Source organism: Pseudomonas sp. R2-37-08W (assembly GCF_003851705.1).
GTDB lineage: Bacteria > Pseudomonadota > Gammaproteobacteria > Pseudomonadales > Pseudomonadaceae > Aquipseudomonas.
The window spans coordinates 1,212,183-1,229,280 of sequence record NZ_CP027728.1; the positions used below are offsets into that span (position 1 = coordinate 1,212,183).

Annotated in this window: 13 protein-coding genes; 9 read left to right on the forward strand and 4 right to left on the reverse strand. The window is 63.5% G+C overall.

Annotated features, from left to right (window positions below; translation table 11 throughout):
• Positions 1 to 52: 52 nt before the first annotated feature.
• On the reverse strand, positions 53 to 2,470 hold the full coding sequence (lon, locus tag C4J93_RS05380; RefSeq protein ID WP_124428771.1) for an endopeptidase La: 2,418 nt from the start codon (positions 2,468 to 2,470) through the stop codon (positions 53 to 55).
• A gap of 109 nt (positions 2,471 to 2,579) precedes the next feature.
• The gene (locus C4J93_RS05385; protein ID WP_124369763.1) at positions 2,580 to 3,569 is read right to left on the reverse strand and encodes a GntR family transcriptional regulator; all 990 of its coding nucleotides are present in this window, start codon (positions 3,567 to 3,569) and stop codon (positions 2,580 to 2,582) included.
• A gap of 345 nt (positions 3,570 to 3,914) precedes the next feature.
• Between C4J93_RS05385 and C4J93_RS05390 the strand changes: the two genes are divergently transcribed.
• The 8 genes from C4J93_RS05390 (at position 3,915) to C4J93_RS05425 (ending at position 11,732) form a co-directional block, all read left to right on the forward strand.
• Positions 3,915 to 5,246 carry an amidase gene (locus tag C4J93_RS05390; RefSeq protein WP_124428772.1) on the forward strand — a complete coding sequence of 444 codons (1,332 nt, stop codon included), beginning with the start codon at positions 3,915 to 3,917 and terminating at the stop codon, positions 5,244 to 5,246.
• Positions 5,247 to 5,257: 11 nt separating this feature from the next.
• Positions 5,258 to 6,136, forward strand: a complete 879-nt coding sequence (locus C4J93_RS05395; protein ID WP_010212857.1) for a polysaccharide deacetylase — start codon at positions 5,258 to 5,260, stop codon at positions 6,134 to 6,136.
• A gap of 22 nt (positions 6,137 to 6,158) precedes the next feature.
• Positions 6,159 to 7,499: an MFS transporter gene (locus tag C4J93_RS05400; RefSeq protein ID WP_124403195.1), complete on the forward strand. Its 1,341-nt coding sequence runs from the start codon at positions 6,159 to 6,161 to the stop codon at positions 7,497 to 7,499.
• A gap of 10 nt (positions 7,500 to 7,509) precedes the next feature.
• Positions 7,510 to 8,271, forward strand: coding sequence for an SDR family NAD(P)-dependent oxidoreductase (locus tag C4J93_RS05405; RefSeq protein WP_124428773.1), 762 nt, complete (start codon positions 7,510 to 7,512; stop codon positions 8,269 to 8,271).
• Between the two features lie 137 nt (positions 8,272 to 8,408).
• Positions 8,409 to 9,158: an SDR family NAD(P)-dependent oxidoreductase gene (locus C4J93_RS05410; RefSeq protein ID WP_124369767.1), complete on the forward strand. Its 750-nt coding sequence runs from the start codon at positions 8,409 to 8,411 to the stop codon at positions 9,156 to 9,158.
• Between the two features lie 13 nt (positions 9,159 to 9,171).
• The gene (locus tag C4J93_RS05415) at positions 9,172 to 9,474 is read left to right on the forward strand and encodes a hypothetical protein (protein ID WP_124409132.1); all 303 of its coding nucleotides are present in this window, start codon (positions 9,172 to 9,174) and stop codon (positions 9,472 to 9,474) included.
• 111 nt (positions 9,475 to 9,585) lie between these two features.
• Positions 9,586 to 10,560, forward strand: coding sequence for a GTP-binding protein (locus C4J93_RS05420; RefSeq protein ID WP_124428774.1), 975 nt, complete (start codon positions 9,586 to 9,588; stop codon positions 10,558 to 10,560).
• Positions 10,557 to 11,732 carry a PotD/PotF family extracellular solute-binding protein gene (locus C4J93_RS05425; protein ID WP_124428775.1) on the forward strand — a complete coding sequence of 392 codons (1,176 nt, stop codon included), beginning with the start codon at positions 10,557 to 10,559 and terminating at the stop codon, positions 11,730 to 11,732. Before C4J93_RS05420 ends, C4J93_RS05425 begins: the two co-directional genes overlap by 4 nt.
• An 81-nt stretch (positions 11,733 to 11,813) precedes the next feature.
• On the opposite strand, the gene C4J93_RS05430 is transcribed toward C4J93_RS05425, so the two are convergent.
• Complete coding sequence (locus C4J93_RS05430; protein ID WP_124428776.1) at positions 11,814 to 14,231, reverse strand: glucose/quinate/shikimate family membrane-bound PQQ-dependent dehydrogenase; 2,418 nt, start codon at positions 14,229 to 14,231, stop codon at positions 11,814 to 11,816.
• A 441-nt stretch (positions 14,232 to 14,672) separates the two neighbouring features.
• Positions 14,673 to 16,691 (reverse strand): TonB-dependent receptor, encoded by a 2,019-nt coding sequence (locus C4J93_RS05440; RefSeq protein WP_124428778.1) that lies wholly within the window; start codon positions 16,689 to 16,691, stop codon positions 14,673 to 14,675.
• Positions 16,692 to 16,860: 169 nt separating this feature from the next.
• Here C4J93_RS05440 and C4J93_RS05445 point away from each other — a divergent pair, with 169 nt between their 5' ends.
• Complete coding sequence (locus C4J93_RS05445) at positions 16,861 to 17,094, forward strand: VF530 family DNA-binding protein (RefSeq protein WP_024073644.1); 234 nt, start codon at positions 16,861 to 16,863, stop codon at positions 17,092 to 17,094.
• Positions 17,095 to 17,098 lie beyond the last annotated feature (4 nt).

Consider the following 17,098-nt stretch of genomic DNA (forward strand, 5'->3'; position numbering starts at 1 on the left):
GTGTGGGAGGGGGCTTGCCCCCGATAGCGCCAGCTCAGGCACTACATAACTGTCAGAACAACACTTTGGCCACATCCGCAAAGCGCTTGGCAAAGTGCACCGTCATGCCTTCTTTCAGGTACTCCGGCAGCTCTTCAAAGCTGCCACGGTTGGGCTCCGGCAAGATCAACTCGTGAATCTTCTGGCGCCGCGCCGCAATCACCTTCTCACGCACGCCGCCAATCGGCAGCACATGCCCGGTCAACGTCAGTTCGCCGGTCATCGCCACGCCTTTTTTCGGCGGCTGGTTGCGTGCCAGCGACAGCAGCGCGCTGGCCATGGTCACGCCCGCACTCGGTCCGTCTTTTGGCGTGGCGCCTTCCGGTACGTGCAAATGGACGAAGGCTTCATCGAAGAACTTCGGATCACCGCCAAACGACTTCAGGTTGGAGCTGATGAAGCTGTAGGCGATTTCTGCGGATTCCTTCATCACGTCACCCAGTTGCCCGGTGAGCTTGAAGCCGCGATTGAGCGTGTGGATGCGCGTCGCTTCGATCGGCAAGGTCGCGCCACCCATGCTGGTCCAGGCCAGGCCGGTAATCACGCCGGTGCCCGACAGCACTTGTTCATTGCGAAACACCGGCATGCCCAGGGACGCTTCCAGGTCCTTGTTCCCGATCTTGATCACCGAGTCCGGCTCATCCAGCAGCTTGACCACTGCCTTGCGCACCAGTTTGCCCAGTTGTTTCTCCAACTGACGCACGCCGGCTTCCCGCGCATAGCCATCGATCAACGCACGCAAGGCGCCATCACTGATGCTCAGGCTGGTTTTTGCCACGCCGGCTTTTTCCAGCTGCTTGGGCCACAGGTGGCGCTTGGCGATGGCGACTTTTTCTTCAGTGATATAGCCCGACAGGCGAATCACTTCCATGCGGTCGAGCAACGGGCCGGGGATCGAGTCCAGGGTGTTGGCGGTGCACACGAACAGCACCTTGGACAGGTCCAGGCGCAGGTCCAGGTAGTGGTCGAGGAATTCGACGTTCTGCTCGGGATCGAGGGTTTCCAGCAGCGCCGAGGCCGGGTCGCCCTGGAAGCTCTGGCCCATCTTGTCGATTTCGTCGAGCATGATCACCGGGTTCATCACCTCCACATCCTTGAGCGCCTGCACCAGCTTGCCCGGCAGCGCGCCGATGTAGGTGCGGCGGTGGCCCTTTATCTCGGCCTCGTCGCGCATGCCGCCGACACTGAAACGGTAGAACGGCCGCCCCAGGGACTCGGCGATGGATTTACCGACGCTGGTCTTGCCCACGCCCGGCGGGCCCACCAGCAGCACGATGGAACCGGCGACTTCACCTTTATAGGCGCCTACCGCGAGGAACTCGAGGATGCGGCTCTTGATGTCGTCCAGGCCCGCATGATGTTTATCCAACACCTTGCGCGCATGTTTCAGGTCGAGTTTGTCTTCGCCATACACGCCCCACGGTACCGAGGTGGCCCAGTCCAGGTAGTTGCGGGTGACGGCGTATTCCGGCGAGCCGGTTTCGAGGATCGACAGCTTGTTGAGTTCTTCATCGATACGTTTCTGCGCCTGGGCCGGCAGCGTCTTGCCCACCAGTCGCTGCTCGAATTGTTCGACATCGGCGCTGCGGTCGTCCTTGGTCAGGCCCAGCTCTTGCTGGATGACCTTGAGCTGTTCCTTGAGGAAGAACTCGCGCTGATGTTCGCCGATCTTGCGGTTCACTTCGGCGGAGAGTTCTTTCTGCAGGCGCGCAACTTCGACTTCCTTGCGCAGCATCGGCAAAACTTTTTCCATGCGCTTGAGCATGGGCACGCAATCGAGCACTTCCTGCAGCTCGTTACCGGTGGCCGAGGTCAGCGCAGCGGCGAAGTCGGTGAGCGGTGACGGGTCGTTGGGGCTGAAGCGGTTGAGGTAGTTCTTCAGCTCTTCGCTGTACAGCGGGTTGAGCGGCAGCAGTTCCTTGATCGCATTGATCAGCGCCATGCCGTAGGCCTTGACCTCGTCGGTCGGCTCGCTCGGCTGGTGCGGGTATTCGACCTCCACCAGGTACGGTGGGCGGTGGTGCTTGAGCCAGGTCTTGATGCGCACGCGCGTCAGGCCCTGGGCCACGAATTGCAGCTTGCCGTTTTCGCGGCTGGCGTGGTGCACCTTGACCAGGGTGCCGTACAGCGGCAGGGCAGAGGTGTCGAAGTGGCGCGGGTCTTCGGGCGGTGTATCCATGAAAAACAGGGCGAGGGAATGGTGATCGGATTTGCTCACCAGTTCCAGGGTTTCGGCCCAGGGTTCTTCATTGACGATGACCGGCAACACCTGCGCCGGGAAAAACGGCCGGTTGTGGATCGGGATGATGTAGACCTTGTCCGGCAGGTTTTGCCCAGGCAGGGCCAGGCCGGTGTTGGACGAAGTTTCAGCGTTTTCGGGGTCGGCGTAGTCGTTCAGGTCGTAATCAGGGACGTCTTGCTGGTCGCTCATGGGGCACCTGCATAAGGAAGTATGCAGCTTAGATGGGGCAGGGCAGCGGTGGTTTCAATGGTAGGGGTGAGATAGGAACATATTACATAAAGTTACTGCAGCGACGCGGTCAGCTGATTTTGTGGAGGTAGGCCGGCAGTGGCTGCTCGGGCAGTACCGAGAGCACCTTCAAGCGCTGCAACATTCGCTGCCGCGCCCGTTGCAGGTGCTCGCGCAGGTTCAGCGCGGCGGCATCGAAGGCACCGTGGAGCAAAAGCTCCAGGATCAGGCGATGTTCGGCGAGCATGGCCGGATCGGCGCCGATTCCCAGCAATCGATGGAAAATCCGACTGATGATCATCGGGCTCTGGCCCTGGCGGATCAGCGCGGCGATCTTGCGGTTCTGCAGGCCGGCCAGGCAGCGCTGGTGCAAGTCCTCTTCGATCTGCTCGATGGCTTCCAGGCTGCATTGCGGGTTCTGCTGGGCCGCCGTGACCCGCTGCAACATGGCTTCGAGGACTTCCCGGTCGAGGCCCGGCGCGCTCTGGCGCAAGGCCTCGGGTTCCAGGCAGGCGCGCAGTTCGTAGTCTTCGGTGACTTCCCGCGCGGTCAACGGCCCGGCCAACCATTGGGAGTAGGGCTCTTTCTCCACCAGGCCACGGTCGCGCAGGCGCATCAGCGCTTCGCGGACCACGGCGCGGCTGACGCCGTAGTGGTCGGCGGCGGCTTGTTCGTCCAGGCGGTAATGGCCAAAGGCGATGCAGGTGGACAGTGCTGCGCCGATTTCTTCGACGATCCGCTCGCCCAGGGGCCGGGTGTCCACCAGTTCGTCGTCGCCGTTGAGGCCCAGGTGCGCGTGGCTCAGGGGCAGGCGCAGCGGCTCCACGGCCAGGCCTTCGGGATTGATCAGGTAGCCACGGCCGTTGAAGCGGCAGATCAGGCCCTCATCGTGCAGCAAGTCCAGCGCCTTGCGCACCGGCACGCGGCTGGTGCCGAACAGCTCGGCCAGCGGCGCCTCCAGCAGCACAAGCCCGTGGCGCGCGGTGCCGTTGACGATTGCGTCACGCATCACCTTGTGAATCATCGCGTAACGGGATGCCGGGGCGGACACTGGTTTCATCTGCTTCTCTGGGTCATGAATGCTAGGGCGTGACGATGGCCGGGGATTCTCTCATAGATGGGCCTGTCACTCCGCGCCACGTCGGTGGCACTTTTTTGGGGCCTTTGGCGCAGGACTGTTACTTTTTTGCACCAAAATGTATTTATTAATCAAAGATACGTTATTTAATTGAAGAGCAGACCCAGCGTTGATCTCGAAATATTTTGCTTCTTACAAAAGCCTCTATCCCGTGGATATTGACGAAAAGCCGAAATAATACGCGCGGACACATAAAGAGACTGGCACGAAAGCTGCCTCTACAAAACGTACATTTTATAAATATATACGTTTTATGGGGTGATCTTCATGTCAGACGCCACGTCAATGGCCGAAGCGTTCGCCACCGGTCGCAGCGACCCGGTGCAAGTGCTCGAACAAGCGCTTGCCCGCGCAAGCACGGCGCCCAGCGTGTTCATCTCGCTGTGCACCGAGCGTGCCCTGCGTGAGGCGCAAGCGTCCGCCGCGCGCTGGCGTGCCGGTCAGCCGCTGAGTGTTTTCGACGGCGTACCCCTGGCCTGGAAGGACTTGTTTGACGTGGCCGGCAGCATCACCACCGCAGGCGCCGCTTATCGCCGCGACGCGCCGGCCGCTTTGCTCGATGCGCCAAGCGTGGGGCTGTTGTGCCGCGCCGGGATGGTCAGCGTGGGCAAGACCAACCTCAGTGAGCTGGCGTATTCGGGCCTGGGCCTGAACCCGCATTTTGGCACGCCCCACAACCCCAACAGCAGCGACCAGCCGCGGATTCCCGGCGGCTCGTCATCGGGTTCGGCCGTGGCCGTGGCGGCCGGGATCGTGCCGATTGCCATGGGCACCGACACCGCTGGCTCGATCCGCATTCCCGCCGCCCTGAATGGCGTGGTGGGCTACCGCAGTAGCTGCCGCCGCTACAGCCGCGACGGCGTGTTTCCATTGGCGCGCAGCCTCGACAGCCTCGGCCCGCTGACCCGCAGCGTGCGTGATGCCCTGGCCATCGACGACCTGCTCCACGGCCGCGCGCACACCCATATCGCCCGCAGCCTGAAGGGCCAGCGGTTCGTGCTCGAGCAAGGCGCGCTGGAAGGCATTGAACCGGCGGTGCGCGATAACCTGCTGCGCGCGGTGGACCAGCTCAAGGCTGCCGGCGCATTGATCGACCTGCGCCCCTGCGCCGCCTTCCAGGCCGCCCTCGACCTGATCCGGCAACACGGCTGGCTTGGCGCTTTCGAAGCCTTCGCCCTGCACCAAGCCCTGCTCGACAGCCCCGACGCCGAGCAACTCGACCCCCGCGTGCGTCGCCGCCTCGAAGCCGCGCGCGGCTTGCCAGCCAGCCAACTGATCCACCTGACTGACGCCCGCAGGCGTCTGCAGAACCAACTGAGCGACGACCTCGACGGCGCTCTGCTGATCACCCCAACCGTCGCCCACGTCGCCCCGGCGCTGGCGCCGCTGGAGGCCGACGACGAATTGTTCGTCAGCACCAACCTGGCGACCCTGCGCCTGACCATGCCCGGCAGCCTGCTCGACATGCCGGGCGTCAGCCTGCCCAGCGGCCGCGATGCCCTGGGCCTGCCCACTGCGCTGCTGCTCAGCGCCCCTTGTGGCGAAGACGCGCGCCTGCTCAGGGCTGCGCTGTCGGTCGAAACCGCACTCAACCCTTAAGGAGACACACCATGGCTAAAGACATTCTCTGTGCATTTGGCGTCGACGTTGACGCCGTCGCCGGCTGGCTCGGTTCCTACGGCGGTGAAGACTCGCCGGACGACATCTCTCGCGGCCTGTTCGCCGGTGAAGTCGGCGCGCCGCGCCTGCTCAAATTGTTCGAGCGCTACGGCCTGCGCACCACCTGGTTTATTCCCGGCCACTCGATGGAAACCTTCCCCGAGCAGATGAAGGCCGTGGCCGACGCCGGCCACGAAATCGGTGTGCACGGCTACAGTCACGAAAACCCCATCGCGATGACCGCCGAGCAGGAAGAAATCGTCCTCGATAAATCCATCGAACTGATCACCCAGGTCACCGGCAAGCGCCCCACCGGCTACGTCGCGCCGTGGTGGGAATTCAGCAAAGTCACCAACGAGCTGCTGCTGAAAAAAGGCATCAAGTACGACCACAGCCTGATGCACAACGACTTTCACCCTTACTACGTGCGCAAGGGCGACAGCTGGACCAAGATCGACTACAGCCAGCACCCCGACACCTGGATGAAACCCCTGGTGCGCGGCGAGGAAACCGACCTGGTGGAAATCCCGGCCAACTGGTACCTCGACGACCTGCCGCCAATGATGTTCATCAAGAAAGCCCCCAACAGCCACGGCTTCGTCAACCCGCGTCACCTGGAAGAAATGTGGCGCGACCAGTTCGACTGGGTCTACCGCGAGCATGAACACGCGGTGTTCACCATGACCATCCACCCCGACGTGTCCGGCCGGCCGCAAGTGCTGCTGATGCTTGAGCGTCTGATCGAACACATCCAGAGCCATGCCGGTGTGCGCTTCGTCACCTTCGATGAAATCGCCGACGACTTTATCCGCCGTCAACCCCGCACCTGACCCCCACCCCGAGGCGCGCTCCATGTCTATCTACAACAAGCTTGACCTGACTGGCTGGAAACCCCGGCAACTGACGTCCCAGGAAGTGCGCTTCGCCACCTGGATCGCGTTTTTCGCCTGGGTGTTCGCGGTGTATGACTTCATCCTGTTCGGCACCTTGCTGCCGGAGATCGGCCGGCACTTTGGCTGGGGTGAAGTGGAGCAGGCGCAAATCGCGACCTGGGTGGCGGTGGGCACGGCGGTGGTCGCGTTCGCCATTGGTCCCATCGTCGATAAACTGGGGCGCCGCCAGGGGATTATTCTGACCGTGGCCGGCTCCGCGCTGTGCTCGGCGCTCACCGCGATTGGCGGGGCGTGGGGCAAGTCGCCGCTGATCCTGATTCGCTCGCTGGGTGGCTTGGGGTATGCCGAGGAAACCGTCAATGCGACGTATCTGAGTGAGCTGTACGGCGCCTCGCAAGACCCGAAACTGACCAAGCGTCGCGGCTTCATCTACAGCCTGGTACAAGGCGGCTGGCCGGTCGGGGCCTTGATCGCGGCGGGGTTGACCGCGCTGCTGCTGCCGATTATCGGCTGGCAGGGCTGTTTCGTCTTCGCCGCGATCCCGGCCATTGTGATCGCGATCATGGCGCGCAAGCTCAAGGAGAGCCCGCAGTTCCAGATTCACCAGCGCATCAGCCAACTGCGTAAACGCGGTGCGGTGAGCGAGGCGCAGAACGTCGCCGTGACCTACGGCGTGGATTATGACGAACACAGCAAGGCCGGCCTCAAGGCCGCATTCCGGGGCCCGGCGCGGCGCGCCACCCTGGTGATCGGCGCCGCGCTGTTGCTCAACTGGGCGGCGATCCAGGTGTTCAGCGTGCTGGGCACCTCGGTGATCGTCAGCGTGCACCACATCTCGTTCGAGAACTCGCTGATCATCCTCGTGCTGTCGAACCTGGTGGGTTATTGCGGGTACCTCAGCCACGGCTGGATGGGCGACAAGATCGGGCGGCGCAACGTGATCGGCCTGGGCTGGATGCTCGGCGGCCTGGCATTCGCCGGGATGTTGTTCGGCCCGAGCAACATGCCGATGGTGGTCGGGCTGTACAGCCTGGGCCTGTTCTTCCTGATCGGGCCGTACTCGGCAGCGCTGTTCTTCATCAGCGAAAGTTTCCCCACCAGCATCCGCGCCACCGGTGGCGCGATCATTCATGCCATGGGCCCGATCGGCGCCGTATTGGCCGGGTTTGGCGCCACCCAGGTGTTGTCCGCCGGCAGCGACTGGCAGACCGCCGCGCTGTGGTTCGGCGCGCTGCCGTGCTTCCTGTCCGGCGCCTTGATGTTTGCCGCGCGCCATGTGCGTCCGGAAACCGTTCAGTAAGGAGTTCTCGATGAGCCGTAAAGTTGCCTTGATTACCGGTGCTGCCAGCGGCATCGGCCAAGCCCTTGCCGTGGCCTACGGGCGCAGCGGCGTGGCGGTGGTGGGCGGGTATTACCCGGCCGATCCCCATGACCCGCAAAGCACGGTTGCCCTGGTGGAAGCAGCCGGTGGCGAATGCCTGATGCTGGCGCTGGACGTGGGCGACAGCGCCTCGGTGGATGCCATGGCCGAGCAAGCGGTGCAGCACTTCGGGCGCCTCGATTACGCGGTGGCCAATGCCGGCTTGTTGCGTCGCGCGCCGTTGCTGGAGATGAGCGATGCGTTGTGGGATGAGATGCTCAATGTCGACCTCACGGGGGTGATGCGCACCTTCCGCGCGGCGACCCGACATATGACCGAAGGCGGCGCGCTGGTGGCAATTTCCTCGATTGCCGGCGGCGTGTATGGCTGGCAGGAGCACAGCCATTACGCGGCGGCCAAGGCCGGGGTGCCGGGGTTGTGTCGTTCGCTGGCGGTGGAATTGGCGGCCAAGGGCATTCGGTGCAATGCGGTGATCCCGGGGTTGATCGAGACGCCGCAGTCATTGGATGCGAAGAATTCGCTGGGGCCTGAAGGGTTGGCCAAGGCTGCCAAGGCAATCCCCCTGGGCCGGGTAGGGCGGGCGGATGAAGTGGCGTCGCTGGTGCAGTTTTTGACCAGTGATGCATCGAGTTATTTGACCGGGCAAAGCATCGTCATCGACGGCGGCCTGACCGTGCGCTGGCCTGACTGAATGTACTCAATCGAAAAATGTGGGAGGGGGCTTGCTCCCGATAGCGGTGGGTCAGTCACTGATGTTTTGTCTGGGCCATTGCTATCGGGAGCAAGCCCCCTCCCACAGGGGAACTGTGTTTTTTCGGGAGTTTTTGTATGAAGCAACTGACCAATCGCCGCGCCGTCATCACCGGGGCCGGCAGCGGCATCGGTGCCGCCATTGCCCAGGCTTACGCGGTCGAGGGCGCTCGCCTGGTGTTGGCCGACCGCAACGCCGCGAGCCTGGCCGAAGTCGCGATCACCTGTCGCAACCTGGGTGCCGAGGTGTTCGAATGCCTGGCCGATGTCGGTACCGTCGAAGGCGCCCAGGCCAGTGTCGACCGGTGCGTCGAGCACTTCGGCGGGATCGACATCCTGGTCAACAATGCCGGCATGCTGACCCAGGCGCGTTGCGTCGATCTCTCCCTCGAGATGTGGAACGACATGCTGCGGGTCGACCTCACCAGCGTGTTCATCGCCAGCCAGCGCGCCTTGCCGCATATGCTCGCGCAGCGCTGGGGGCGGATCATCAACGTCGCCTCGCAACTGGGCATCAAGGGCGGTGCCGAGCTTTGCCACTACGCCGCGGCCAAGGCCGGGGTGATCGGCTTCACCAAGTCCCTGGCCCTGGAAGTGGCCAAGGACAATGTGCTGGTCAACGCCATCGCCCCAGGCCCGATCGAAACCCCGCTGGTGGGCGGCATCAGCGACAGCTGGAAACGCGCCAAGGCCGCCGAGCTGCCCCTGGGCCGGTTCGGCCTGGCGGACGAAGTCGCGCCCACCGCCGTGCTGCTGGCCAGTACCCCGGGCGGTAACCTGTTCGTCGGCCAGACCCTCGGCCCGAACGCCGGCGATGTCATGCCATGAGCGGGGCTTAGCCATGTGCGGACTCTGCGGCCTGCTCGGCGAAGACGTGCATTGGAGCGACCCCTTGGGCGATGCACTGCCCAGGCGACGCGAGCGCCTGCGCCGGATCGCGGCGATCAACCAGGTGCTGGCGGTGTTTCGGCTCAAGGTCGAGGATTTCCAGGGCGCGTCGTACCTGTTGCTCGGCGCGACCGGCAAACAGGCCCTGGCCAGCGGCCTGGATCAACTCTGGCAGGCGGCCGAAACCATGCTCGGCCGCCCGCTGGACCCCCTTGACCCGCGTCTACTTGACCACCTGGAAAACACCCCACTGTAGGAGCGAGCTTGCTCGCGAAAAACGTCAACCCTAACGCGTGTTGTCTGGATGTACCTGGCGCTCTCGGGTTTTTCGCGAGCAAGCTCGCTCCTACAGGGGGCGGAGGTAAATATGAGCATTGCTCTGAATGTGATCACCGGTTTCCTCGGCAGCGGCAAAACCACCTTGCTCAAGCGCCTGTTGCAGGGCGAAAGCCTGGGCGACACCGCGCTACTGATCAATGAGTTCGGCGATGTCGGCATCGACCATCTGCTGGTGGAGGAAGTCGCACCAGACACCGTCCTGCTGCCCAGCGGCTGTGTGTGCTGCTCGATTCGCGGCGAGTTGAAAGACGCACTGCTCGGCCTGTTGCAACGCCGTGAACGCGGGGAAATCCCGGCCTTCAAACGGGTGATCCTGGAAACCACCGGCCTGGCCGACCCCGCGCCGATCCTCGCCACGCTGAACAATGACGTGCAACTGCGCGGGCGTTTTCATATCGGCCTGGTGATCACCCTGGTCGATGCCAGCCATGCCGCCTTGCAGGAACGCCTGCACCCGGAGTGGCTGGCCCAGGTGGCGGCGGCCGACCGGCTGTTGCTGAGCAAGACCGACCTGGTCGACGATTGCGCCGCGCTGCGCGAGCATCTGCACGCCCTCAACGGCGGTACGTTGATCCTCGATACCCAGGCGATTCACAGCGGCGATCAACTGCTGCTCGGCGAGGGTGTGCGCGGCGCCGAGCCCGCCGTCGAGGTCAGTCGCTGGCAACTGCATCAACCCGTCACGGCCAACCACGGCGCGGCGCAGGTGTGCTGCCTGACCTTTGAGCAACCGCTGGACTGGGTCGGGTTCGGGGTGTGGTTGTCGATGCTGCTAAGATGCCACGGCGAACGAATCCTTCGCGTCAAAGGACTGCTCAACGTGAACGCAAGCTCGGCCCCCATCGTCATCCATGGTGTGCAGCACTGCCTGCATGCCCCGGTGCATTTGCCTGCCTGGCCAGGCACTGAGCGCCAGTCCCGCCTGGTGTTCATCCTGCGCGGCCTCGACCCCGCGCTGTTGCGCCGTTCCTTCGACGTGTTCGCGCGGCGGTTCGCGGCATGATCACACTGCGCGTGCTCGGCACCTCCGTGACCTTGCTCGAATGCCTGCGCGTGCGGGCCGAGCAGGAGCTGGGCATTCGCCTGGTGTACCAGGTGCATGATGTGGAACAAGCCCAGCGTATCGCGGTGATGCAGCCGGACAGCTACGACCTGTACGACCAGTGGTTCCACAACGTCGACTTTGTGTGGCCGGCGCGGGCGATCCAGCCGATCGACACGCGGCGCATCGCGCTGTGGCATGAGATCAACGACCTGCCCAAGCGTGGTCGACTGTCGCCCAACGACCGCCTGGGCAGTGGCAGCGTGCCGAGTGAGCGGCTGTTCGTGCAGCACGACGGCAGCCTCGGCAGCAGCGTAACCGAGCGCATCAGCATGCTGCCGCTGACCCACAACGCCGACAGTTTTGCCTATCGCCCCGAGCGTTTGCCCGAAGGTTTCTGCCACGGCAACGAAAGCTGGGGCTGGCTGCTCGACCCGGCGTGGCGCGCACGCACCGCCCTGCAAAGCGATGCCGCCATCGGCGCCCTGGATGCCGCGCTCGCCGTGCAGGGTGCGGGGCTGGCGCAGTTCCGGGACATCGGCAACATGAGCATTGAGGAGATCGATGTGCTGGCCGAGATCCTGGTGCGCAAGCAGAAGGAGGGGCACTTTGCGGCGTTCTGGTCGGACGACGAAGAAGCCGCGCAATTGATGCTCAGCCCGAGCATCGACATCCAGAGCCTGTGGTCGCCGACCTTGATGCGCCTGCACCGTGCCGGGGTGAAATACCGGCTCGCCGTGCCGCGCGAAGGCTATCGCGCCTGGTTCGGCGGCTTGTCGTTGTCGCGCCATGCCCAGGGGCCGGGGCTGGATGCGGCCTATGCCTACTTGAATTGGTGGTTGTCCGGCTGGCCGGGGGCGGTGATGGCGCGCCAGGGTTACTACATCGGTAACCCGGCGCGTACCCGCGATCATCTGAGCAGCGCGGAGTGGGATTACTGGTACGCCGGCAAGCCTGCGCGTGAAGAGCTGTCGGGCAGCGATGGCTTGCCATTGATCGACATCGGCGAGGTGCGCGACGGCGGCTCCTATGAGCAGCGCATGGGGCACATTGCGGTGTGGAACTCGGTGATGGACGAGCACAACTACCTGGTGCGCCGTTGGGGCGATTTCATGCGCGCACGTTGCGTGTAAAACCCACGACGGCTTATCAGGCGTGCACAAAAAAGGCGGCTACCCATCAGGTAGCCGCCTTTGTTTTACCGCCGGGTTTACTTAATCCGGCAGTTTGAACGCCATCACGTAGTCACCCTGCTTGGTGCCCAGGGAACCGTGACCGCCGGCCATGACCAGCACGTATTGCTTGCCGTCCTTGCCGGTGTAGGTCATCGGGGTGGTTTGCGCGCCTGCAGGCAGGCGGCCTTCCCACAGTTGCTTGCCGTTTTTTACGTCGTAGGCACGCAGGTACTGGTCGAGGGTGCCGCTCAGGAACGCTACGCCACCTGCAGTGGTGAACGTACCGCCCAGGCTTGGCACGCCCATGGTCAGCGGGATCGGAACCGGCGAGCTGTCACGCACGGTGCCGTTCTTGTGCATCCAGATGGTTTGGTGGGTGGTCAAGTCGACCGCCGCCACGTAACCCCAGGCTGGCGCCTGGCATGGCAGGCCCAGCGGCGAGAGCAGCGCTTCGAGGATCACACCGTACGGCGCGCCTTTGTTCGGCTGTACGCCTTGAGTTTCGCTGACACGTGGGCCTTGCTTGGCGATATCGGCGGCCGGGATCAGTTTCGATTTGAACGCCATGTAGCTCGGGTTCACGAAAGCGATCTGGCGGACTGGGTCAACCGAGATGCCGCCCCAGTCGAACACGCCGAAGTTACCTGGGTAGACGATCGAGCCTTGCAGCGACGGCGGCGTGAACGGGCCGTCGTAGCGCATCGACTTGAAGTCGATCCGGCACAGCATCTGGTCGAACGGTGTCACGCCCCACATATCGCGTTCTTTCAACGGCGGTGGCATGAAGTTCAGGTCGGACTTGGGCTGGGTAGGGGAGGTGCGATCGCCGGCAACGGCGCCCTGTGGTACCGGGATTTCATTGACGGGCACCACCGGTTGGCCGGTGGCGCGGTCCAGCACGTAGATGCTGCCTTGCTTGGTCGATGCCATCACCGCTTGCTTGACGCCTTCAGCGGTCTTGATGTCGATCAGCGAAGGCTGGCCGCCCACGTCCATGTCCCACAGGTCGTGGTGGGTGAACTGGAAGGTCCACTTCACGTGGCCGCTGTCGATGTCCAGGGCGGTCAGGCCGGCAGCGTATTTTTCGGAGTCATCGGTACGGTCACCGCCGTACTGGTCGGGCATCTGGTTGCCCATCGGCAGGTAGAGCATGCCGAGTTTTTCATCCACGGCGAACATGGACCACATGTTCGGCGAGTTGCGGGTGTAGGTCTTGCCCTCGGCCAACGGGGTGGTGTCGTCCGGGTTGCCGCTGTCCCAGTTCCACACCAGCTTGCCGGTGTGCACGTCGAACGCACGGATCACGCCGCTTGGCTCGTCGGTGGAGACGTTGTCGGTCACGTGACCGCCGATCACCACCAGGTTTTTGGTCACGGCCGGTGGCGAAGTGGAGTAGTAACCGCCTGGGGCGAAGGTGCCGATATTGGCACGCAGGTCGACCTGGCCTTTGTCACCGAAGTCTTCGCACATCTTGCCGGTGTCGGCATTCAGGGCGATCAGGCGGGTGTCGGCAGTCGGCACGAAGATGCGTTTCGGGCAGGCGGTCGGCGCGGCGGCCGGGCTGGCGCTGCCAGTCGGGCTCTGCTCGGAGGCGTAGGCGGCGTCATCGTGATACGACACGCCACGGCAGGTCATGTGCGCCCAACCCTTGAAGTTCTCGGCACCCTGGGTGGTGATCTTCGGGTCGAAACGCCAGATTTCCTTGCCGGTGTCCGGGTCCAGGGCGATAACCTGACTGTGCGGGGTACACACGTACAGCATGCCGTTGACTTTCAGCGGGGTGTTTTCCGCAGTGGTTTCACCGGGATCGCCTGCGCCCGGAATATCACCGGTACGGAAGGTCCAGGCCGGCACCAGCTTGTGCGCGTTTTCCGGCGTGATCTGGGCCAGTGGCGAGTAACGGTCACCAAAGGCCGAACGGCCGTACGAGTTCCAGTCGCCATCGGCCTGGGCAGGCGCCGCGCTGGCCATGCCAGGCACAGCATCGCGGTCCAGTTGGCCGGTCTTGACCATTTCACCGGGGTTGGTGAATTGGCTGGCCAGGGCGGCAGCACCCGCCAGCACCACGGCCACGCTCAGGGCGCCGGTGCCCAGCGGCGCGGCTTGACCACGCAGCAACGGACGGCGAAACCATGGCAACAACATGACGATGCCCAAGGCGAACAGCAGGGCCAGGCGCGGCACCAACTGCCACCAGTCCAAGCCGACTTCCCATAGCGCCCACACCGTGCTGGCGAACAGCACCAGTGCGTACAGGCCCAGCGCAGCGCGGCGGGTGGCCAGCAGCAAAACGCCGGTCAAGGCGATGCCGATACCGGCCAGCAGGTAATACAGCGAGCCGCCGAGCATGCTCAGCTTGACCCCACCGGCCAGCAAGGCCAGCCCCATGATCAGCAGCAAGACGCCTAGCAACCTGGGCAGCAGGCGGCTTGGGCTTGAGGCACCATCAGTGCTCATAGTGTGTTTCTCCGTTACGTTGGAATTATGTAAGCCCGTGCTTCACTCACTGTAGATGACGATTCGGCGCGGGCTTGGTTCAGCGTTATTTTGGGTTTTTTCTGTGGATAACTGGGTTATCCACAGGCGGGCAATAAACCCCCAGGCGCAGGTCGATTTAAGACAGCGCTGTCTTTGCGTGAAGGGAAGATTCGGCAAATGGGGTCAGACCGGGGGGTGAAGCGTTTCAGGTTGTTGCAAAGGATAATGCGGCGGGGCGTTTAGAGAAAGGGTGAATCGCAAGATGCATCATTTCAGATTTGGTAACAGTGACTCAGTGTCGCGGCAAAACAGTGTGGGAGGGGGCTTGCTCCCGATGGCGGTGGGTCAGTCATTTAATGTGCCGACTGGCGCACCGCTATCGGGAGCAAGCCCCCTCCCACAGGGGATTTTCGGCGCGGTTTAGAAAGTGGTACGGATGCCGACTTGCACGCTGCGCCCCGGCGCCGGCGCAATATCGCGCAGGATCGAGCTGGCGTAGCGCACGGTCTGGTTGGTCAGGTTTTCGCCATTGACGAACGCCAGCCACTGGCTGCTGCCGACATTGAAGTGATAACCCGCGCTCGCGCCGAGGGTGGTATAGCCATCGGTGCCGCTTTCGTTACTCGGCACGCGCCCTTGGCCGGCGGCATGTTCTACGTCGATACGCGCCTGCCAGCGATCCAGCTCCCACAGCAAACCGCTGTTCAAGCGCAACGGCGCAATGCGCGGCAGGGCTTCGCCGGTGTCCAGGTTGGTTGCACGCGTGTAATCGCCCGACAGCTCCAGGGCGAACTTGCCGTAGGCGCTTTCGCCAAGTTTCCAGTGATCCTGGGCTTCGAAGCCGGCGAAACGTGCGCGTACGCCGGAGTAGGTGTACTCGGGAATACCGCCTGCGTCCTCTTCACCTTCGTCGTTCAATGTACGGCCAGTGCCGAGCAAACCGATGTAGTTGGAGAAGCGGCTGTAGAACACGCCAAAGCTGCCCTTGTGGGTGCCATTGTCAAAGCGCAGGGCCAGGTCGCTGGACACGGCTTTTTCCTTCGACAGGTTGGCGTCGCCCAATTCATAAGTGCCGGTGGCGACATGCGCACCATTGGCGTACAGCTCGTAGAACGTCGGGGCGCGCTCGGTGTAGCCCAGGGTGGCGGCCAACGACCAGATCGGCGTCAGGCTGTAGACCGCGCCTGACGACAGGCTGCCTGCGGTGAAGGCATTGGCCTTGTCGGCATTGGCGAAGCGCGCATTGCCCTTGGCATCCGGGTCAACGCTGGTATGTTCCAGGCGCCCGCCGAGGCTGAGGGTGAGGCGCTCGGTGGCGTGCATCTGCTCAAGAATGAACAGTGCGCCGGCGTTGGTATCGGTCTGGGGCACGAAGGCTTCTTCGCCCAGGGCCGAAAATTCGTTGCGGGCCACTTGCGCGCCGACCACGCCGTCGAATGGCCCGATGGGCTGGTGGCGGGCTTCCACGCGGGCTTCATAGCCTTTGTTCTTGAAGGTGGTGCCGGTCTCGCCCCCTTCGATCTCGCGGTGCTGGTAGTCGGTGTAGCCTGCGTCGATTTTCACCGAGGTAAACGGGCCTTGCAGGTTGCGGATTTCGGAGGCGAACGCGTAGTGCTCCTGTTGCATGCGGATGCGCACGTCCTGCTCGGCGGGCGAGCCGTAGTTGCTGTCGTAGTTGCTGTAGGACAGGCCCGCGTAGCCATCGTCCCAGGTGTAGGACCCGCCCACCGCGCCGCCATCCTGGCGCCCGTCGCTGTTGCCCAGGCGACCGTTTTTGCCGGGGCCTGCGTCGGTTTCGGGTGCATGACGGCTGCGCGCATCACCTGGAATTTTCAGGTCGTTGAACTCCCGCGCGTTGGCGTCCAGGTGCAAGGCGAAGGTGCCGTCGCCGGCTTCCAGCTTGCCCGCGCTGCTGCGGGTGGTGTCGGCACCGCCGTAGCGCAGTTCACCGGCACCGTGGATGCCCTCGATGGCTGTGGTGGGGATGCGGTTGTCGAAGGTGTTGACCACCCCGCCGATGGCGCTGCCGCCGTACAACAGGGCCGCCGGGCCGCGCACGATTTCAATGCGCTCGACGTTGATCGGGTCCAGCGGCACGGCGTGGTCATAGGACAGTGACGACGCATCCAGCGCGCCCACGCCGTTGCGCAGCACGCGAATACGGTCACCGTCCTGGCCACGAATGATCGGCCGGCTGGCACCGGGGCCAAAGTACGAAGACGATACGCCCGGCTGTTTGTTCAGGGTTTCGCCCAGGCTGCCTTTTTGTTGCAGGGTCAGGTCGTCGCCCTCCAGCACGGTGGTGGGCGAGGCGAGTTGCGCGCTGCCCAGGGGATTGCCGGTGATGATTTGCGATGGCAGTTCCAGGGCGTGGGCTTCGGAGCAGATCAGCAGGGCGGCGGCGAGGGGCGACAGGCGCCAGAGACAGGAGAGCGACATCGGACATTCCTTGGCAGGATCTTGATAAGTATAGTTACAATATAACATCTCTTTTTTCGCTGAAAAGGGGAACTTTTACCGACGGGCTATATTCAATGCAGTGCTTCCACCGGTACGCCCCGTCCGCTAAGGTGCGCGGCTGTGTTTTCTCTCTCGCAAAAGGCCCGGCATGACCGCGACAAGCAACGACCCACTTCACGGCGTGACCCTGCAACACGTCCTCACCACCCTGGTGGAACACTACGAATGGGCAGGCCTGGCCGAACGCATTGATATCCGCTGCTTCAAGAGCGATCCCAGCATCAAGTCGAGCCTGACCTTCCTGCGCAAGACCCCATGGGCGCGGGAAAAAGTCGAAGGCTTGTACGTCAAGCTGATGCGCACCAAACGCCCGCTGGACTGAGCCC